Source organism: Nocardioides sp. NPDC000445 (genome assembly GCF_040300245.1).
In the GTDB taxonomy this organism is placed as follows: domain Bacteria; phylum Actinomycetota; class Actinomycetes; order Propionibacteriales; family Nocardioidaceae; genus Nocardioides.
This window is the reverse complement of sequence record NZ_JBEPDH010000009.1, coordinates 68,236-83,699: the sequence shown is the minus strand read 5'-3', so window position 1 is coordinate 83,699 and position 15,464 is coordinate 68,236. Positions and strand designations below refer to the sequence as shown.

Sequence of the window (15,464 nt, the reverse complement as noted above, 5' to 3'; positions counted from 1 at the left end):
CAGAGGTCTCCTCGTCGAGCTCGGGTGGTCAGCGGAAGCGCGGCGGGCGCTTGTTGGTACGGGAGTCGCTGCGCCCGCTACCGGCGTTGCCGATCTGCGTGTAGGACAGGCCGTTGCGGAGCGCGGTGGCCGGCACCATCTCCAGCGACTCCCAGATCGCGCGTACGGTGCCCTGGATCCCTTCGGGGCGGCGGCCGGCGATCTCGCCGGCGAGCTGCTGGGCGCGTTCGCGCAGCTCGTCAGACGGGACGACCTCGCTGACGATCCCGGCCCGCAGCGCGGTCGCCGCGGTCATCCGCTCGTCGCTGCCCAGCAGCGCCCACCGCAACACCTCACCGAGGTTCACGCCGCGGGCGAGCATGCCGATCGGCTCGAGCGAGGAGACGATGCCGGCGTTCGCGTGCGGGTCGAAGAAGGTCGCGTCCTCGGAGCAGATCACGATGTCGGACTGGTTGAGGAAGTACATCGCGCCGCCCGCCGCCATGCCGTGCACGGCAGAGATGACCGGTTTCCACACCCGGTGGTGGCGAGGGCCCAGCGACATCCCCGGGTCCTCCTGGTTCCACGGGCTCAGGTGGGCCCACCACGCGCCCTCCTCCACGTCGATGCCGGTGCAGAAGGCCCGCTCGCCGTTCGCCTGCAGCACGGCGACGCGGATGTCGTCGTCGTCGCGGACCTCGGCCCACACCTGCGCGATCTCCTCGGTCATCGTCTGGTTGAAGCTGTTGAGCCGCTCGGGACGGTCGAGGGTGATCGTGGCGACGTGGTCGGTCACGTCGTACTCGATGGTCTTGAAGCGAGGATCCGTCATGACTTCTCCGATGTCTTCGGGTCGAGCCCCTCGGCAGCGAGGAAGCGCTGTCGCAGGTCCGACTTGACGATCTTGCCGAGCGAGTTGCGGGCCAGCGTGTCGACCAGCTCGATCTGCTCGGGGAACTTGCGTACGTTGAGGGTCGTCGTGCGCAGGTGGGCCCGCACCGACTCCAGCGTCGGGGGCGCGGCCGGGTCTTGCGGCACCACGACCGCGCACACCCGCTCCCCCGAGACCTCGTCCGGGAGCCCGATCACGACGACGTCGGCGATGGCCGGGTCGCCGACCAGCACGGCCTCGACCTCCTGGGCCGAGATGTTCTCCATCTTGCGGATGATGACGTCCTTGAGCCGCCCGGTGACGCCGAGGCGGCCGTCGGCGTCGAGGTGGCCGAGGTCGCCGGTGCGGAAGAACCCGTCCTCGTCCAGCGCGCCGTCGTCGAGAGCAGGATCGACATAGCCGCGGAAGAGCTGCGGGCCGCGTACCCGGATCTCGCCGGTCTCACCGACCCCGAGCACCTCGCCGTCGGGCCCGACGATGCGCACCTCGCCGCCACCGGACGGGATGCCCTCGTAGACCGCGTGCTGCTCGGCGGTGTCGTGCGGGGTGCCCCAGGTGATGTAGGGGCACTCGGTCATGCCGTAGCCGGAGATGATGCCGACGCCGCCGAGGCGCTCGGCCGTCGCCGCGCTCAGCCCCGGCGGGCGACCGGAGCCGCCGCCGAGGGTCGCCCGAGAGCGCGGGAAGAGCGGCGCGACCCCGCGCTCGGCCGACAGCTGCAGGTAGGCGTTGGTGAAGGGCAGCCCCGAACCGATCAGGGTGGCCTCGTGCTCGATCAGCAGGTCGGCGCAGGCCACCGGGTCGAAGACCGCGCTCATGATCAGCGCGTGGCCCACCAGCAGCGCATCGAGCATGTGCGCGATGCCGCCGACGTGGGCGACGGGGACGAACTCCGCGAGCCGGTCGGCCGCGGTGAGCTCCAGGTTGACCACGAACGTACGCGCCGCGGCGATCAGCCCGGCGTCGCTGTGCTTGACGCCCTTCGGGGCGGCGGTCGACCCGGAGGTGTAGAAGATCCAGCCGACCGCGTCGGGGTCGGTACGCGGCTCGGGGATGCTCCCGGGGTCGCCGACCGGCCACTCGCCGTCGTCGACGACGAGCACGTCGAGGCCGTCGACACGCGCCTGCACCTGCTTCGCCATGGCGGCGTGGTCGAAGCCGCGGTAGCTGCTCGGCACGATCAGCAGCCGGGCGTCCACCTGGCGGGTGATGAACTCGACCTCGGTCGCTCGCAGCATCGGGATGATCGGGTTCTGCACCGCCCCGATCCGAGTGAGCGCGACCGAGAGCGCCATCGACTCCACGCTGGTCGGGAGCTGCCAGGAGACGACGTCGCCGCGGCGTATGCCCCGCTCGATCATGCCCGCCGCGAGCTCCGCGGCCAGGTCTCGGAACGCCGCGAAGGTCACGTGTCGGCCATGCTCGTCGACGGCGAACTCGGCGTCGGGGGTGAGCTCGGCCCGGTCCTGGGTGAGCTGCCAGATGGTCGTGCTGGAGAGGCCCGCCGGGCTCTCGGACAGCGCCTGGGTGAGGTTGTCGGGCATGGTCATCGTCCCACCGCGCTGAGCTCGGCGGCGATCTCGCGCTTGAGGATCTTGCCTGCCGGGCCGAGCGGGAGCTCGGTGCGGAACTCGAAGCGCCGCGGCTGCTTGTAGCCGGCCAGCTTCTCGCGGCACAGCGTCTGGATCTCGGTGCCGAGCTCCTCGGTGTCGATCTCGCCGCGCGGCACCATGACCGCGACCGGGGTCTCGCCCCACTCCGGGTCCTGGACGCCGACGACCGCGACCAGGTCGATGGCCGGGTGCTGGCCGATGACTCGCTCGATCTCGCCCGGGTAGACGTTGAAGCCGCCGGAGATGATCATGTCGGTCTTGCGTCCGGTGACGTGCAGGTAGCGCTCCTCGTCGAGGAAGCCGAGGTCGCCCGACCACAGCCCCTCGGGCCGGAACGTCTTCGCGCTGGCCTCGGGCAGGTTCCAGTAGCCGACCGCGGAGGCGTCGCTGACGATCACGATCTCGCCGATCTCGCCGGTGGGCAGTTCGTTGCCGTCCTGGTCGACGATCCGGATCGAGCACATCGGCGTCTCCTGGCCGCAGGCGGTCAGGATCGAGTTCTTGCCGGCGACCATGTCGCGATGGTCCTGCGGGGTGAGGATCGTCGCCTGGCCCCCGCACTCGGTCAGTCCGTAGCGCTGCTGCAGGTCACAGCCGAGCAGCCGCATCGCCTTCTCGGCCAGCCCCGGTGGCACCGGCGCCGAGCCGTAGCTGATCCGGCGCAGGCTGGACATGTCGCGGGCCGGGCCCTCCTCCAGGATGCGCAGGGTGCGCTGCAGCATCGTCGGGATGAAGGTCGTGAAGGTGATCCCGCTGCGCTCGATCTCGTCGATGACGGCCTGCGGGTCGAAGCGTTGGTGGATCACCATCGTCTGACCCAGATAGGTCCACGAGAGCGTGCGCACCATCCCGCCGGCGGTGAAGAACGGCGTCGTGGCGAGGTAGACGTCCGCGCGGTTCGCCTCGGTCACGATCGAGGTGTCGACGACCTGGGCGAGCATCCCGCGGTGGGTGTTGACCACGCCCTTGGGCCGGCCGGTCGTGCCGCTGGTGTAGAGGATGAACTGCGGGTCGTCCGGCACCAGATCGGCCGGCGTCGGGTCGGTCGCCGTCGAGGCGGCCAGGGCCGACTCGTAGTCGGTGCCGACGCCGGCGCCGCCGATCTCGAGCACGACGTCGAGATTCTTCAGCTCCTCACCGAACCGCTCCACCTGGTCGGTGTGGATGACCGCACCCCGCGCGCCGGAGTCGTCGCGGGCGTAGGCCAGCTCGTCGGCCGCCAGCCGGATGTTGACCGGAACCGCGATGAACCCGGCCTTCGCGAGCGCGAAGACGATCTCGGGCCACTCGACGGTGTTGCGGGCGATCACCAGGACCCGGTCGCCCTTGCCGAGGCCGGCCCCGGCCAGGTGGTTGGCCAAGCGCCGGGCGCGCTCGTCGACATCGGCCCACGAGAGCGTGCGACCGTCCACGACGATCGCATCCTTGTCCGGGACGCGGCGGGCATTGTTGGTCGAGATCTGACCGATCAGCACGGGCTGCCTCACATTCTGGTTCGTACGGGGTTGACCGGCTGGTCAGATCAGGAAGGCCAGGGTGTTGACGGGACCACCGGCGCTGACCAGGTGGACCGTCTTGTTGACCAGGCGCAGGCCCTCCGGCGTACGCCTGACCTTGTGGACGACCCGACCGGCCCAGACCCGCTGCTCGTAGCGGTATTCGAAGAGGGCGAAGTTGGAGGCGACGGTGACGGTGGACTCGTCGGCGTCGAGGACCTCCATGTTGCTGAGCAGCCGCCGCATCACCGAGGGCGGCGTCTGGGAGTGCCGGTTGCCGGTGTTGAGCTGGGCGACGCGGCTCTTGATCCGATTGCGGTTGTCATAGATGTAGGAGAGCTTCATCTTCGGGTCGTCGTCGGGGTGCATCGGCACCCAGTAGAGGGCGTCGTCCTCCCAGAGTTCCTCCCACTCGGAGTAGCGGCCCTCGTCGGCGAGCCGGGCCTCATAGAAGAGGTATGCGGCGACGTCGGCATCGGGTGCCGGCAGCGGCCCGGGGGCGGCCACCTGATTCCGCGGGTACGCGGGCTGGTCCTGAGCTGCGATCATCGTCATGACGCGGGGATCTCCTGTCCTACGACGCTGGCCCACTGGCGGTAGAAGCCGCGTTGCGGGGTCTCGGCGCTCTTGTCGCTGTTGACGATCCCGGTCTCGTCCGTGACGTCGGTCTCGAGCCCCCGGGAGAGCTCGAGCCACTCCGGGTTGCGGGCGGCCAGGCCCGCCTGGTTGCGCATGCCGATCTCGCCGTCGTCGGCGATGAGGAAGCCGGCCGGGCCCATCGCGCCCTCCGATCGGCGCATGGTGCGCTGGTTGAGCTTCTCCTGGCCCGGGATGACGACGGCGGCGGTGTAGGCGATCGTCTCGTCGGTGGCGATCGGCTCGACGTACATGACGTTCATCTCGGCGAGGAACAGGTTGGGCCAGATCAGGGTGTGCGCGGGGCCGACGACGAGAGCGTCGTGAGCCTTCTCCGGACCGTGGGCCGCCTCCAGCGCCTCGACGTACTCGGGGAGCTTGGCGCGCGGGATCCGGCCGTACCAGACGAACTCCTCGTCGAGCTTGCGGTACTCCGCGGAGTAGTCGATCTCGGAGTGGCCGCCGCCGAGGTCACGGACGACCGTCTTGACCTTCGCCGGGACGTGGGAGACCTTCGCGGGGCGGATCGCGTCGTAGACCGAGGCGTGGGTGAACAGCGCGTGGTAGCCGTCGACGTTGTTCTCCACGACCATCTTCCAGTTGGCGTGGTGGTGGTGCTTCATCCAGCCCCGGCTGAGGTCGATCTTGCCGGTGGGCGAGAGGTCGAGAACCCGGTCGATCGCGCCCATCGCGGCGCCCAGGTGCTCCTTGAGCGAGATGCCCTCGGAAGCCAGCGAGGCGAAGACGAAGCCGCCGTAGCTGTCGACCCGGGGGGCCTCGGCCATGCCGAGCTGCTCGCGCACCTTGGCGAACTCCTCGCCGTAGCCGCCGCGCATCGGCACCGCCATCAGGGAGCCGTCGTTGCTGAAGGTCCAGCCGTGGTAGGGGCAGCGGAAGGAGGTCGCGTTGCCCGACTCGGCGTTGCACAGCCGGTTGGCCCGGTGGCTGCAGCGGTTGAGCAGGACCCGGATCACGCCGTCCTTGCCGTGCGAGACGACCACCGGGTCGCGGCCGATCCGGCGAGTCAGGTAGTCGCCCTCCTCCGCCACCTCGCTCTCGTGGGCGACGTAGACCCACCCGGTGCGGAAGATCGTCTCCATCTCCCGGTGAAAGATCTCCGGGGAGGTGTAGACCGACCCGTGCACACGATGGTTCTTGACGATCGTCGAGACGTCGAACGCCCCGCTGGTCGGGACCTCTGGGTCCGTTGTGGTCATGGGGTGACCTCCGATGTGGATGGGGTGGTGAGTGCTGCTGGGATGGAGACCCCACCCAGCTCGCGGAAGACGACGGCGACCGGGTCGCCGATACGTGGGAGACCCGGCGGTGCGGTGCGGGTCGTCATGATCAGCCGGTGTCCGCTGGAGAGCTCGACGTCGAGCACCGGGTAGGGCTCCTCGGCGACCACCAGCCCCGGCTCGCGGCGGTGGACGCGGGTCGCGGAGTGGACCGTCCCGGCCGGCTCGACCGGCCGCCAGGCGATCTCGTCGGCACCGCAGCCGTCACAGACCTGCTGGTCGAGGTCGAGCGGTGTGCTGCACTCGCCGCAGAACGGCAGGGCGAGTACGCCGTGCGCGGCCGCCTCGTAGAGCGGGGCGAGCAGGTCGCCCTCGACCTGCGGGGCGAGGGTCTCGCTCAGGAGCCAGTCGGTCGTCATGCCGCACGTTCCAGGATGAGGGCCGCGTGATGGTCGATGCGACCGCCGATGCCGCCGACCAGGGCGGTGGCGGCGCCGTCGACCTGGCGCTCTCCGCCCTCGCCGCGGAGCTGGACCAGCGCCTCGGCCAGCGGAGTCATGCCCTGGAGGTAGAAGCCGGAGAGCTGGCCGCCGCCGGTGTTGGTGGGCAGCGCTCCCCCGCGACTGGTCTCGCCGGACGCGACGAACTTGCCGGCGGGCACGCCTCCGGTGAGCGCGTACTCCTCCAGCAGCATCAGGGTGACCACGGAGAACGGGTCGTAGAGCTCAGCGACGTCGAGGTCGCCGCGAGTCATCCGGGCGGCGTCGAGCGCATCGTCGACCGCCCGGCGACCGCCGCCGAACCAGGACTCTCGGCCCGCTCGGCGGTGGCGTACGGGGTGCGCGCGGCCGGTGCCGCGTACGTTCACCCGGATCGGGTTGCCGAGACCGGGGTCGCCGGTGACCACGACCGCGACCGCGCCGTTGACCGGGCGGGCGCAGTCGAGCCGGCGCAGCGGGTCGGCGATCATCGGCGCGGCGAGGTAGCCCTCGGCGTCGAGCGGCTTGCGCACCACGGCAGCGGGATTGCCGAGCGCCCAGGCGCGGGTGGTCACCGCGACGGCGCACAGGTCCTCAGGGGTGCCGCCGCTGACGTGCATCCAGCGCTGGGCGAGCAGGGCGTACGTCGGCACCGAGCCGAGCACGCCGGAGGCACGTTCCAGGCCGCGTACGCCGGACTGGCCGCCGCTGTGGGCGTAGGTCGAGCCGGCGCCCTTGCCCGCCACCAGCGGCGCGTCGGCGAAGACGCAGACGACGGTGCTCGCCGCCCCGGTCGCGATGGCCAGGGCGGCGCGCTGGATCATCGCGATGGTCGTGGCGCCCTTGATCTCGACGTGCTCGAGCAGGCGCAGGTCGCCGAAGCCGCCCTGGGCGGCGAAGGTGACGCCGAGCCGGTCGGGGCGCACGCCCTGGGAGGTGCCGACCAGCAGCCCGTCGACGTCGGCGCGGGTCAGCCCGGCGTCGGCGAGCGCCAGGCCGACGGCCTCGCGGGCGAGCCCCTGCGGCGTACGCCCGGGGGTCAGCGACATCTCGGTCATGCCGAGCCCGACCAGGGCCACATCGGCGGAGGTCACTGCACGCCTTCGGGTTCGCCGGTGGGTTCAGGACGCGGGGGGCGCTCGTCACGGTAGGCGCCGACGCGCATCCACTCCACCCGGTCGTCCGGGGTGGCCTGGGTCAGGCAGGCGAGCTCGAGCGGGGAGAGGAAGATCTGCTCGCCCGTCTCGACGTCCTCGACGAGCAGACGCGGGCCATTGCCCGTGGTGTCCAGCGAGACGCGGACGACGGCGAACTCGTTGGCCAGCGTCGCCAGCTCCTGCCGGATGACCGGGCGGATGCGCTCTTCCTGCGTCATTGCGTCTGCTGACCTACTCACTGGAACTCATTGGATCGATGGCTCTCATGTTTTATCGCATACGACTGTCAGAAACAAGCCCCTGTGAAGCATTGGAGACAGACCGAGACGAGGCCCCAATGCCCGCCAAAGACTGGCCAAACAGGCGGAGCGACGGCAGACTACGACTCAGACGTACTATTAAGACGGAGTCGTCAGATTGAGACTCGCGCCACAGGCCGTGACGCACCCGATACCGGAAGGTTCACCGATGAGCGAGACCACGTTGAGCACCGCTACGACCACGCAGACCGCCACCGATCAGCCCGCGGACCACCGCAGCATCTGGGGATTCCTGCGTGAGCTCGACTTCCGGCAGGGCTTCGTCGAGATCGGCGGCGTCCGCACCCGGTACGCCGAGGCGGGCTCCCCCGACCTGCCGGCGGTGATCATGCTGCACGGCACCGGCGGCCACTGGGAGACGTTCGCGCCCAACCTGTCCGCGCTCTCCGAGCACTTCCACTGCATCGCCGTCGACATGGTCGGCAACGGCTTCTCCGAGAAGCCCGACTACGACTACGAGATCCCGGTCTACGTCCGCCAGGCCCTCGGCGTGCTCGACCACTTCGGCATCGAGAAGGCACACTTCATCGGAATGTCGCTGGGCGCATGGGTCTGCGCGGCCACCGCCGTATCCCACCCGGAGCGAGTGGACCGGATGATCCTGATGTCGCCGGCCGGGCTGATCGCCACGGCCTCCAACATGGCCCGGATCCGGGCCGAGCGCACCGCCGCGGTGCAGAACCCGACCTGGGACTCGATCCACAAGGTCTTCGCCCATCTGATCGCCGAGGAGGCCAACCGCCTCCCCGACCTGATCGCGCTGCGCCAGGCGATCTACCGCCGCGACGACACCCGCGAGACCATCGACCGGCTGCTGATCCTGCAGGACGCCGAGGCTCGCGATCGCAACCTCATCCCCGAGGAGGCGTGGAAGACGATCCAGGCCCCGACGCTCGTCGTCGCGGCGGGCAAGGACCACAGCGAATACATGAGCACGGCGCGCACCGTCTCTCGGCTCATCCCCGATTCCGACGTGCTCGAGATGCCCGGCGTGGCCCACTGGCCGCACTTCGAGGACCCGGCCACGTTCAACCCGGCCGCGATCGCCTTCCTGTCCAAGTGAGCGCCCCGATGCTTCCCGAGACCATCGCCGAGTGCGCGCAGCGGCTCTACGAGGCCGAACAGGCTCGCAAGCCGATCCGCCAGCTCTCGCTGGACTTCCCCGAGATGACGATCGAGGACGCGTACGCCGTGCAGCGCGCGCTCGTCGACCTGAAGGTCGCCGACGGCCGGGCCGTTCGGGGCCGCAAGATCGGGCTGACCTCGAAGGTCATGCAGCGGGCGGTCTCCATCGACGAGCCCGACTACGGGGCCATCTTCGACGACATGTTCTTCGACGACGGCGGCACGGTCCCGGCCGGCCGGTTCATCCAGCCGCGGGTCGAGGTCGAGCTGGCCTTCGTGCTCGGTGCGGACCTGACCGGTCCCGGCGTCACGCTCTACGACGTGCTGCGCGCCAGCGAGTACGTCACCCCGGCACTGGAGATCCTCGACGCCCGGGTGCAGATGAGCGATCCGGAGACGGGCCACCTGCGTACCATCGTCGACACCATCGCCGACAACGCAGCCGATGCGGGCATCGTGCTCGGTGGCCGGGTCGTACGCCCGCACGACGTCGACCTGCGCTGGGTCTCCGCCCTGCTGCTGCGCAACGCCTCCATCGAGGAGTCGGGCGTCGCCGCCGCGGTGCTCAACCACCCCGCCAACGGCGTCGCCTGGCTGGCCAATCGGCTCGCGCCCCACGGGGTGTCGCTGCAGGCGGGCGAGGTGATCCTCGCCGGCTCGTTCACCAAGCCGGTCTTCGCCCTGCCGGGCGACACGTTCGTTGCCGACTACGGCCCGCTCGGCACCGTCTCGTGCGCCTTCGCCCGTGAGGAGCTGTCATGAACCGCTGGCTCGAACGACTCGGCGAGCGACCCCAGGCCGGGATGTGGATCGCGTCGGGAAGCGCCTACACCGCGGAGATCTGCGCCGGGTCGGGCCTGGACTGGCTGATGCTCGACCAGGAGCACGTTCCCAACGACCTACGCTCGACGCTGGCCCAGCTCCAGGCGGTGGCCGCCTACCCGGTCGAGGTGCTGGTGCGCCCGGCCGTCTTCGACCCGGTCGCCATCAAGCAGCTCCTCGACCTCGGGGTGACCAACCTGATCGTGCCGATGATCGAGTCGGCCGACGAGGCCAGGGCCGTGGTCGCGGCCACGCGCTATCCACCCGAGGGTATCCGCGGGGTCGGCAGCGCGCTCGCACGAGCCTCGCAGTGGAACCGGATCTCCGACTATCTGACGACCGCGTCCACCACATTGAGCGTCACCGTCCAGGTGGAGTCGGCCGCCGGTCTCGACGCCCTGCCCCAGATCCTCGACGTCGAAGGGATCGACGGGGTCTTCATCGGACCCGCCGACCTGGCCGCGTCCCTCGGCCGCCTCGGCCAGCCCGAGCATCCCGATGTCGTCGCCACGATCGAGCGCACGATCGCGACGATTGCCGCCTCAGGCAAGGCTGCTGGGGTCAACGCGTTCAACGAGACGATCGCCCGTCGCTACCTGGCCGCCGGCGCCCGCTTCGTCCTCGTCGGAGCTGACGTCACCCTGCTGGCCCGCGGCGCCGAAGGACTGGCGAAGCAGTATGGATCTCTTTGACCCCAGGACTGTTATCTGACGCTAATGTCACCTAGAGTGTTCCTATGTCTCCCGGACCGAGAGGGTCCGTTGCCTGGAAGGTCTGCCGATGGATTTGGACTTCACGAAAGAACAGGTGGAGTTCCGTGAACGGGTGCGCACCTGGCTCACCGAGAACAAGCCCCGCGAGCCCCGACCTCGCGACGACGCCGGAATACGCGAGTACGACCTCGCCTGGCAGCGTACGCAGTGGGAAGGCGGCTGGGCGGGCATCGCCTGGCCCACCGAGTACGGCGGTGGCGGGCTCACCCTGCTCCAGCAGCTGATCTGGTACGAGGAGTACGCCGCCCAGGGCTTCCCCGGCATCGACGCCTGCTTCGTCGGGCTCAGCCACGCCGGACCGACCCTGATGCTGCGCGGCAACGAGGAGCAGAAGTCCTTCCACCTCCCCCGCATCCTCAAGGGCGAGGTGATCTGGTGCCAGGGCTTCTCCGAGCCCGAGGCCGGCTCCGACCTGGCCGCGCTGCGAACGAAGGCGGTCGTCGACAACGACCACCTGGTCGTCAACGGACAGAAGATCTGGACCAGCTCGGCGGCCTGCGCGGACTACCAGGAGCTGCTCGTACGCACCGACAGCACCGGGTCGAAGCACCAGGGCATCACCTGGGTCATCTGCGACATGCACACCCCCGGGATCGAGGTCCGCCCGATCAGGACGATGGAGGGCGGCGCGGAGTTCTGCGAGGTCTTCTACGACGACGTACGCATCCCGCTGACCAACGTCGTCGGCGACGTCGACGACGGGTGGAGCGTGGCCATGTCGACGCTCTCCTTCGAGCGCGGCACCGCGTTCACCGCCAACCAGGTCAGGCTCGCGAAGGTGGTCGAGGACCTCATCGACTTCTCCCGCGACCACACCGGACCGGACGGGCGCCGGCCGGCGATCGCCGACGACGAGATCGCCCGCCGACTGGCCCGGGCACGCGCCTCGGTCGCGTCGCTGCGCGCGATGACGTACGTCGGCATCTGCCACACCATGAAGGCCGACACCCCAGGTCCGCGCGGCTCGATGCTGAAGCTCTACTACGCCGACCTGTGCAAGGAGATCGCCGCGCTGGCGATGGACATCGTCGGGGCCGACGCGCTGCGCGGCACGTCGCGGTGGGACCAGCACGGCTGGGTGGGCAACTACTTCTACTCCTTCTCGCAGTCCATCGGCGGAGGCACCTCCGAGATCCAGCGCAACATCATCGGGGAGCGCGTCCTCGGTCTGCCGCGATGAGCGGCATTAGGAAAGAGAGCTGACATGGACCTCCTCCCCTCACAAGACCAGCGCGAGCTCATCGCCGCGGCCACCGACTTCCTGGAGTCGCGGATGCCGATCGAGGCCATCCGGACACGCGACGGGCAGCCGTCCGCAGTCGACGCCGCGGCCTGGCGCGAGGGCGCCGAGATGGGCCTGCTCACCCTCGGCCTCGCCGAGGAGCACCGCGGCTCCGGCCTCGGCCTCGATGACGAGGCGCTCCTCTTCGCCGCCCTCGCGGAGCATCTGGCGCCCGGACCGTTCCTGGCCTCCACGCTCGCCGCCCGGGTCGCGGCCGGGTGCGGCGACACGGAGCTCGCCACGCGGATCGCCGACGGCTCTGCGATGGTCGGGCTCGCCGAGCTCCGCGGAGACGGCGAGATCGGACCCGAGGGCATCAAGGGCACCTTCGACCTCATCGACTGCGTCGGCGTCGGCCAGGTCCTGCTCGTCACCGAACAGGGCGCCGCGATCGTCGAGACCGGCGAACTCGGCGAGATCGAGGAGCTGATCCCCTCCGATCCGGGCATCCGGCTGGCCACCGCGAACGCGGCCGCGGCACCCGTGCGCCACTGGCTGCCGAGCGAGGACGACCCGATCTGGCTGCGGGCGGTCGTGCTGACCGCTGCCGGGCTGTCGGGGCTCGCCTCCGCGGTCACCACGATGGCCACCGAGCACGCGAAGCTGCGCGTGCAGTTCGGCCGCCCGATCGGTGTGCACCAGGCGATCAAGCACGCCTGTGCGGACATGGCGGTGGCGTCCGACGCGGCCATGTCGCAGACCCTCTTCGCCGCCGTCTGCGTCCAGACCGGACGCCCCGACGCGCTCTTCCAGGCCCTGGCCGCCAAGACGGTCGCCGCCAGGGCGGCCATCGAGAACGCCGCTGCGGCGATCCAGGTGCATGGCGGCATGGGCTACACCTACGAGCACGATGCGCATCTGTTCCTCAAGCGTGCCCACGTCATCAGCCATCTGTTCGGCGAGCCGACGCACGTCCTCGCCGACCTTCTCGAGCAGGGAGCACCCCAGTGAACCGCAGAGTCGCCATCGCCGGTGTCGCGCTGTCCGACGTCGGCCGAGTGGATGACAAGAACCCCTACGAGCTGATGGGGCAGGCCAGCCGCCGGGCCCTGGCCGAGGCCGGGCTGCGCCCCGACCAGGTCGACGGGCTCGGCTCGACCAGCCAGGGCACGCTGCCCCCGACCGACGTCGCGGAGTACCTCGGCATCCGGCCACGCTGGATCGACTCGACCTCGGTCGGCGGCGCCTCCTGGGAGGTCATGCTCGCCCACGCGGCCGACGCGATCGCGGCCGGTCACGCCGACGTGGTGCTGCTGACGTACGGCTCCACGGCGCGCGCCGACCTGCGCAAGGGGCTGCGCACCGCCAACATCAACTGGGGCTCGCGCGGACCGCTGCAGTGGGAGGCGCCGTACGGGCACACCCTGATCTCCAAGTACGCGATGGCGGCCCGTCGCCACATGCACGAGTACGGCACCACGATCGAGCAGCTCGCCGAGGTCGCCGTCTCGGCCCGGTTCAACGCCCAGGACAACCCCGAGGCGATGTACCGCGACCCGATCACGGTCGAGGACGTGCTCTCCGGTCCGATGATCGCCGACCCGTTCACCAAGCTGCACTGCTGCATCCGCTCCGACGGCGGCGCCGCGGCCGTGCTCGTCGCCGAGGACCGGGTCGCCGACCTGCGCTCGAACCCGGTCTGGTTCCTGGGGGCGGGCGAGGCGACGTCGCACATGCTGACCTCCCAGTGGGAGGACATGACCGTCGGACCCGCCTCGGTCACCGGGCCCCTCGCCTTCCAGCGGGCCGGCCTGACCCCGGCCGACGTCGACGTCGCCGAGATCTACGACGCGTTCACCTACATGCTCCTGCTGACCATGGAGGACCTCGGTTTCTGCGAGAAGGGCGAGGGCGGCGCGTTCGTGGAGAAGGGCAACCTCCGCCTCGGCGGCAGCCTGCCGACCAACACCGACGGCGGCGGCCTCTCCGCCTGCCACCCCGGTCAGCGCGGGCTCTTCCTGATCGTCGAGGCCGTCCGCCAGCTGCGCGGCCAGTCCGGGCCACGGCAGGTCCCCGACGCCAAGATCGCGTGCGTCAGCGGCACAGGCGGCTGGTTCTGCTCCAGCGGCACCGTGCTGCTCGGCTCCGAGCGGCCATGACCACGGCCCCGACCCGGAGCACGGCGCCGCTGGAGGTCGCGGAGTTCGCCAGCACCCGGTCGCTGCTGGAGGCCGCTGCGAAGGCTTACGGCGAGCAGGACGCGTACGTCGAGCCCGACGGCTCGCGGATGAGCTTCGCGTCCTGGGCGGCTCGGGCACGCGCCGTCGCCGCCGCATTCGATGCCCGCGGCGTCGGCAAGGGCGATGTGGTCGCCCTGATGCTCCCCGCCGGGATCGACTACGCCGTCTGCTACGCCGCGGCGGCCATGATCGGCGCGATCACCACCGGCCTCAACCCCCGGCTCGGGCCGCGCGAGGTCACCGCCATCCTGACCAGGGCCACGCCCGCGCTCGTGGTCCGCGACGAGGCGGCCCGGCTGCCGCCGGTGCCGGACGGCATCGAGGTCCTGGCCCGATCGGCGCTGCCGGGGGCGGATGCTGCGGCGTACGTCCCTGACGTCAAGGTCACCCGCCAGGACCCGGTCGCGATCATCTTCACCAGCGGCACCACGGGGCTGCCGAAGGGCGCCTGGTTCGACGGCGACAACATGGCCGCCTTCGCCCGCGCGGCGGGGGTGATGAGCGCACCGTACGACCGGCGGCTGACCGCGACCCCGTTCGCGCACGCCGGCTACATGGCCAAGCTCTGGGACCAGCTCGTCTGGGGCATCACCCTGGTCGCCTCCCCTGTTCCCTGGTCCGCCGCGCGGATGTTTGACGTGCTCCGCGCCGAGCGGATCACGGTCGGTGGCGGCGTACCCACGCAGTGGGCCAAGCTCCTCGACCAGCCCGGCGTGAGCCGGGAGACCCTCCCCCACCTGCGCGTCGGCATCGTCGCGACCGCGCCGGCGCCGCCCGAGCTGGTCGAGCGCACCGCGGCCCGGATCGGCGTACCGCTGGTGGTGCGCTACGCGATGACGGAGTCGCCGACGATCTGCGGCACCGAGCCCGGCGACCCACCCGGGGTGCTGTTCCGCACCGTCGGCCGGCCCCAGGCCGGGGTCGCGGTCCGGGTCACCGACGAGGCCGGACACAGCGTGCCCGTCGGGGAGGTCGGCCGGGTCCGTGTGCTCAGCGACTGCGTCATGCGCGGCTACTGGCGAGAGCCGGAGCTGACCGCCGCCACCTTCGACGAGGACGGCTATCTGATCAGCGGCGACCTCGGCCGGTTCACCCCCGAGGGCAACCTGCAGCTGGTCGGGCGCACCGGCGACCTCTACATCCGCGGCGGGTTCAACGTCTACCCGCTCGAGGTCGAGAACGTCCTTGCCGACCACCCCCGGGTACGCCAGGTGGCGGTCGTCGGCGAGCCGACCCCCGTGATCGGCGAGACCGGGGTCGCCTTCGTCGTCCCTGCCGACCCCGCCACCCCGCCGACGCTCGACGACCTGCGGGTGTGGAGCAAGGCGCGACTGGCCGACTACAAGGCACCGGACCGGCTCGTGCTCCTCGACGAGCTCCCCACGACCGCGATGCAGAAGACCGACCGCGTCCGGCTGCGCGCCCATCTCCAGGCCCACCCCGCGGGCCCCCGTCCCACCAAGAAGGAGTGA

Annotated in this window: 15 protein-coding genes; 7 read left to right on the top strand and 8 right to left on the bottom strand. The window is 70.6% G+C overall.

Annotation, left to right across the window (positions count from 1 at the left end; translation table 11 throughout):
• Window positions 1–28: 28 nt before the first annotated feature.
• From ABT304_RS14015 to ABT304_RS13980, 8 genes are read right to left on the bottom strand one after another with little or no spacing between them, the layout of a single operon-like run.
• Complete coding sequence (locus tag ABT304_RS14015) at window positions 29–811, bottom strand: enoyl-CoA hydratase/isomerase family protein (RefSeq protein WP_350716001.1); 783 nt, start codon at window positions 809–811, stop codon at window positions 29–31.
• On the bottom strand, window positions 808–2,421 hold the full coding sequence (locus ABT304_RS14010; protein WP_350715999.1) for a class I adenylate-forming enzyme family protein: 1,614 nt from the start codon (window positions 2,419–2,421) through the stop codon (window positions 808–810). Before ABT304_RS14010 ends, ABT304_RS14015 begins: the two co-directional genes overlap by 4 nt.
• Window positions 2,418–3,971 (bottom strand): class I adenylate-forming enzyme family protein, encoded by a 1,554-nt coding sequence (locus tag ABT304_RS14005; RefSeq protein ID WP_350715997.1) that lies wholly within the window; start codon window positions 3,969–3,971, stop codon window positions 2,418–2,420. Before ABT304_RS14005 ends, ABT304_RS14010 begins: the two co-directional genes overlap by 4 nt.
• Before the next feature lie 30 nt (window positions 3,972–4,001).
• A complete protein-coding gene (locus ABT304_RS14000) occupies window positions 4,002–4,535 on the bottom strand; it encodes an aromatic-ring-hydroxylating dioxygenase subunit beta (protein WP_179658658.1) in 534 nt (177 codons plus the stop codon).
• Window positions 4,532–5,833 (bottom strand): aromatic ring-hydroxylating oxygenase subunit alpha, encoded by a 1,302-nt coding sequence (locus tag ABT304_RS13995; RefSeq protein ID WP_350715995.1) that lies wholly within the window; start codon window positions 5,831–5,833, stop codon window positions 4,532–4,534. The genes ABT304_RS14000 and ABT304_RS13995 overlap by 4 nt, the downstream gene beginning before the upstream one ends.
• A complete protein-coding gene (locus tag ABT304_RS13990; RefSeq protein WP_350715993.1) occupies window positions 5,830–6,273 on the bottom strand; it encodes a Zn-ribbon domain-containing OB-fold protein in 444 nt (147 codons plus the stop codon). The genes ABT304_RS13995 and ABT304_RS13990 overlap by 4 nt, the downstream gene beginning before the upstream one ends.
• Window positions 6,270–7,427 (bottom strand): thiolase family protein, encoded by a 1,158-nt coding sequence (locus ABT304_RS13985; RefSeq protein WP_350715991.1) that lies wholly within the window; start codon window positions 7,425–7,427, stop codon window positions 6,270–6,272. The genes ABT304_RS13990 and ABT304_RS13985 overlap by 4 nt, the downstream gene beginning before the upstream one ends.
• Complete coding sequence (locus ABT304_RS13980) at window positions 7,424–7,708, bottom strand: hypothetical protein (RefSeq protein WP_350715989.1); 285 nt, start codon at window positions 7,706–7,708, stop codon at window positions 7,424–7,426. The genes ABT304_RS13985 and ABT304_RS13980 overlap by 4 nt, the downstream gene beginning before the upstream one ends.
• Window positions 7,709–7,958: 250 nt before the next feature.
• Here ABT304_RS13980 and ABT304_RS13975 point away from each other — a divergent pair, with 250 nt between their 5' ends.
• The 7 genes from ABT304_RS13975 (at window position 7,959) to ABT304_RS13945 (ending at window position 15,464) form a co-directional block, all read left to right on the top strand.
• Entirely contained in the window at window positions 7,959–8,873 is a 915-nt protein-coding gene (locus tag ABT304_RS13975; RefSeq protein WP_350715987.1) for an alpha/beta fold hydrolase, read from the top strand.
• Complete coding sequence (gene hpaH, locus ABT304_RS13970; protein ID WP_343051618.1) at window positions 8,870–9,697, top strand: 2-oxo-hept-4-ene-1,7-dioate hydratase; 828 nt, start codon at window positions 8,870–8,872, stop codon at window positions 9,695–9,697. Before ABT304_RS13975 ends, hpaH begins: the two co-directional genes overlap by 4 nt.
• On the top strand, window positions 9,694–10,449 hold the full coding sequence (locus ABT304_RS13965; RefSeq protein ID WP_350715985.1) for an aldolase/citrate lyase family protein: 756 nt from the start codon (window positions 9,694–9,696) through the stop codon (window positions 10,447–10,449). The genes hpaH and ABT304_RS13965 overlap by 4 nt, the downstream gene beginning before the upstream one ends.
• An 88-nt stretch (window positions 10,450–10,537) precedes the next feature.
• Complete coding sequence (locus ABT304_RS13960) at window positions 10,538–11,710, top strand: acyl-CoA dehydrogenase family protein (RefSeq protein WP_350715984.1); 1,173 nt, start codon at window positions 10,538–10,540, stop codon at window positions 11,708–11,710.
• A gap of 24 nt (window positions 11,711–11,734) precedes the next feature.
• Complete coding sequence (locus tag ABT304_RS13955; RefSeq protein ID WP_350715983.1) at window positions 11,735–12,763, top strand: acyl-CoA dehydrogenase family protein; 1,029 nt, start codon at window positions 11,735–11,737, stop codon at window positions 12,761–12,763.
• Complete coding sequence (locus ABT304_RS13950) at window positions 12,760–13,911, top strand: acetyl-CoA acetyltransferase (RefSeq protein ID WP_350715981.1); 1,152 nt, start codon at window positions 12,760–12,762, stop codon at window positions 13,909–13,911. The genes ABT304_RS13955 and ABT304_RS13950 overlap by 4 nt, the downstream gene beginning before the upstream one ends.
• A complete protein-coding gene (locus tag ABT304_RS13945) occupies window positions 13,908–15,464 on the top strand; it encodes a class I adenylate-forming enzyme family protein (RefSeq protein WP_350715980.1) in 1,557 nt (518 codons plus the stop codon). The genes ABT304_RS13950 and ABT304_RS13945 overlap by 4 nt, the downstream gene beginning before the upstream one ends.

Bases quoted from the DNA above. Each gene is read 5' to 3' on its own strand.
- ABT304_RS14015 (WP_350716001.1), bottom strand. From the start codon at position 811: ATGACGGATCCTCGCTTCAAGACCATCGAGTACGACGTGACCGACCAC.
- ABT304_RS14010 (WP_350715999.1), bottom strand. From the start codon at position 2,421: ATGACCATGCCCGACAACCTCACCCAGGCGCTGTCCGAGAGCCCGGCG.
- ABT304_RS14000 (WP_179658658.1), bottom strand. From the start codon at position 4,535: ATGACGATGATCGCAGCTCAGGACCAGCCCGCGTACCCGCGGAATCAG.
- ABT304_RS13995 (WP_350715995.1), bottom strand. From the start codon at position 5,833: ATGACCACAACGGACCCAGAGGTCCCGACCAGCGGGGCGTTCGACGTC.
- ABT304_RS13990 (WP_350715993.1), bottom strand. From the start codon at position 6,273: ATGACGACCGACTGGCTCCTGAGCGAGACCCTCGCCCCGCAGGTCGAG.
- ABT304_RS13980 (WP_350715989.1), bottom strand. From the start codon at position 7,708: ATGACGCAGGAAGAGCGCATCCGCCCGGTCATCCGGCAGGAGCTGGCG.
- ABT304_RS13975 (WP_350715987.1), top strand. From the start codon at position 7,959: ATGAGCGAGACCACGTTGAGCACCGCTACGACCACGCAGACCGCCACC.
- ABT304_RS13965 (WP_350715985.1), top strand. From the start codon at position 9,694: ATGAACCGCTGGCTCGAACGACTCGGCGAGCGACCCCAGGCCGGGATG.
- ABT304_RS13960 (WP_350715984.1), top strand. From the start codon at position 10,538: ATGGATTTGGACTTCACGAAAGAACAGGTGGAGTTCCGTGAACGGGTG.
- ABT304_RS13955 (WP_350715983.1), top strand. From the start codon at position 11,735: ATGGACCTCCTCCCCTCACAAGACCAGCGCGAGCTCATCGCCGCGGCC.
- ABT304_RS13945 (WP_350715980.1), top strand. From the start codon at position 13,908: ATGACCACGGCCCCGACCCGGAGCACGGCGCCGCTGGAGGTCGCGGAG.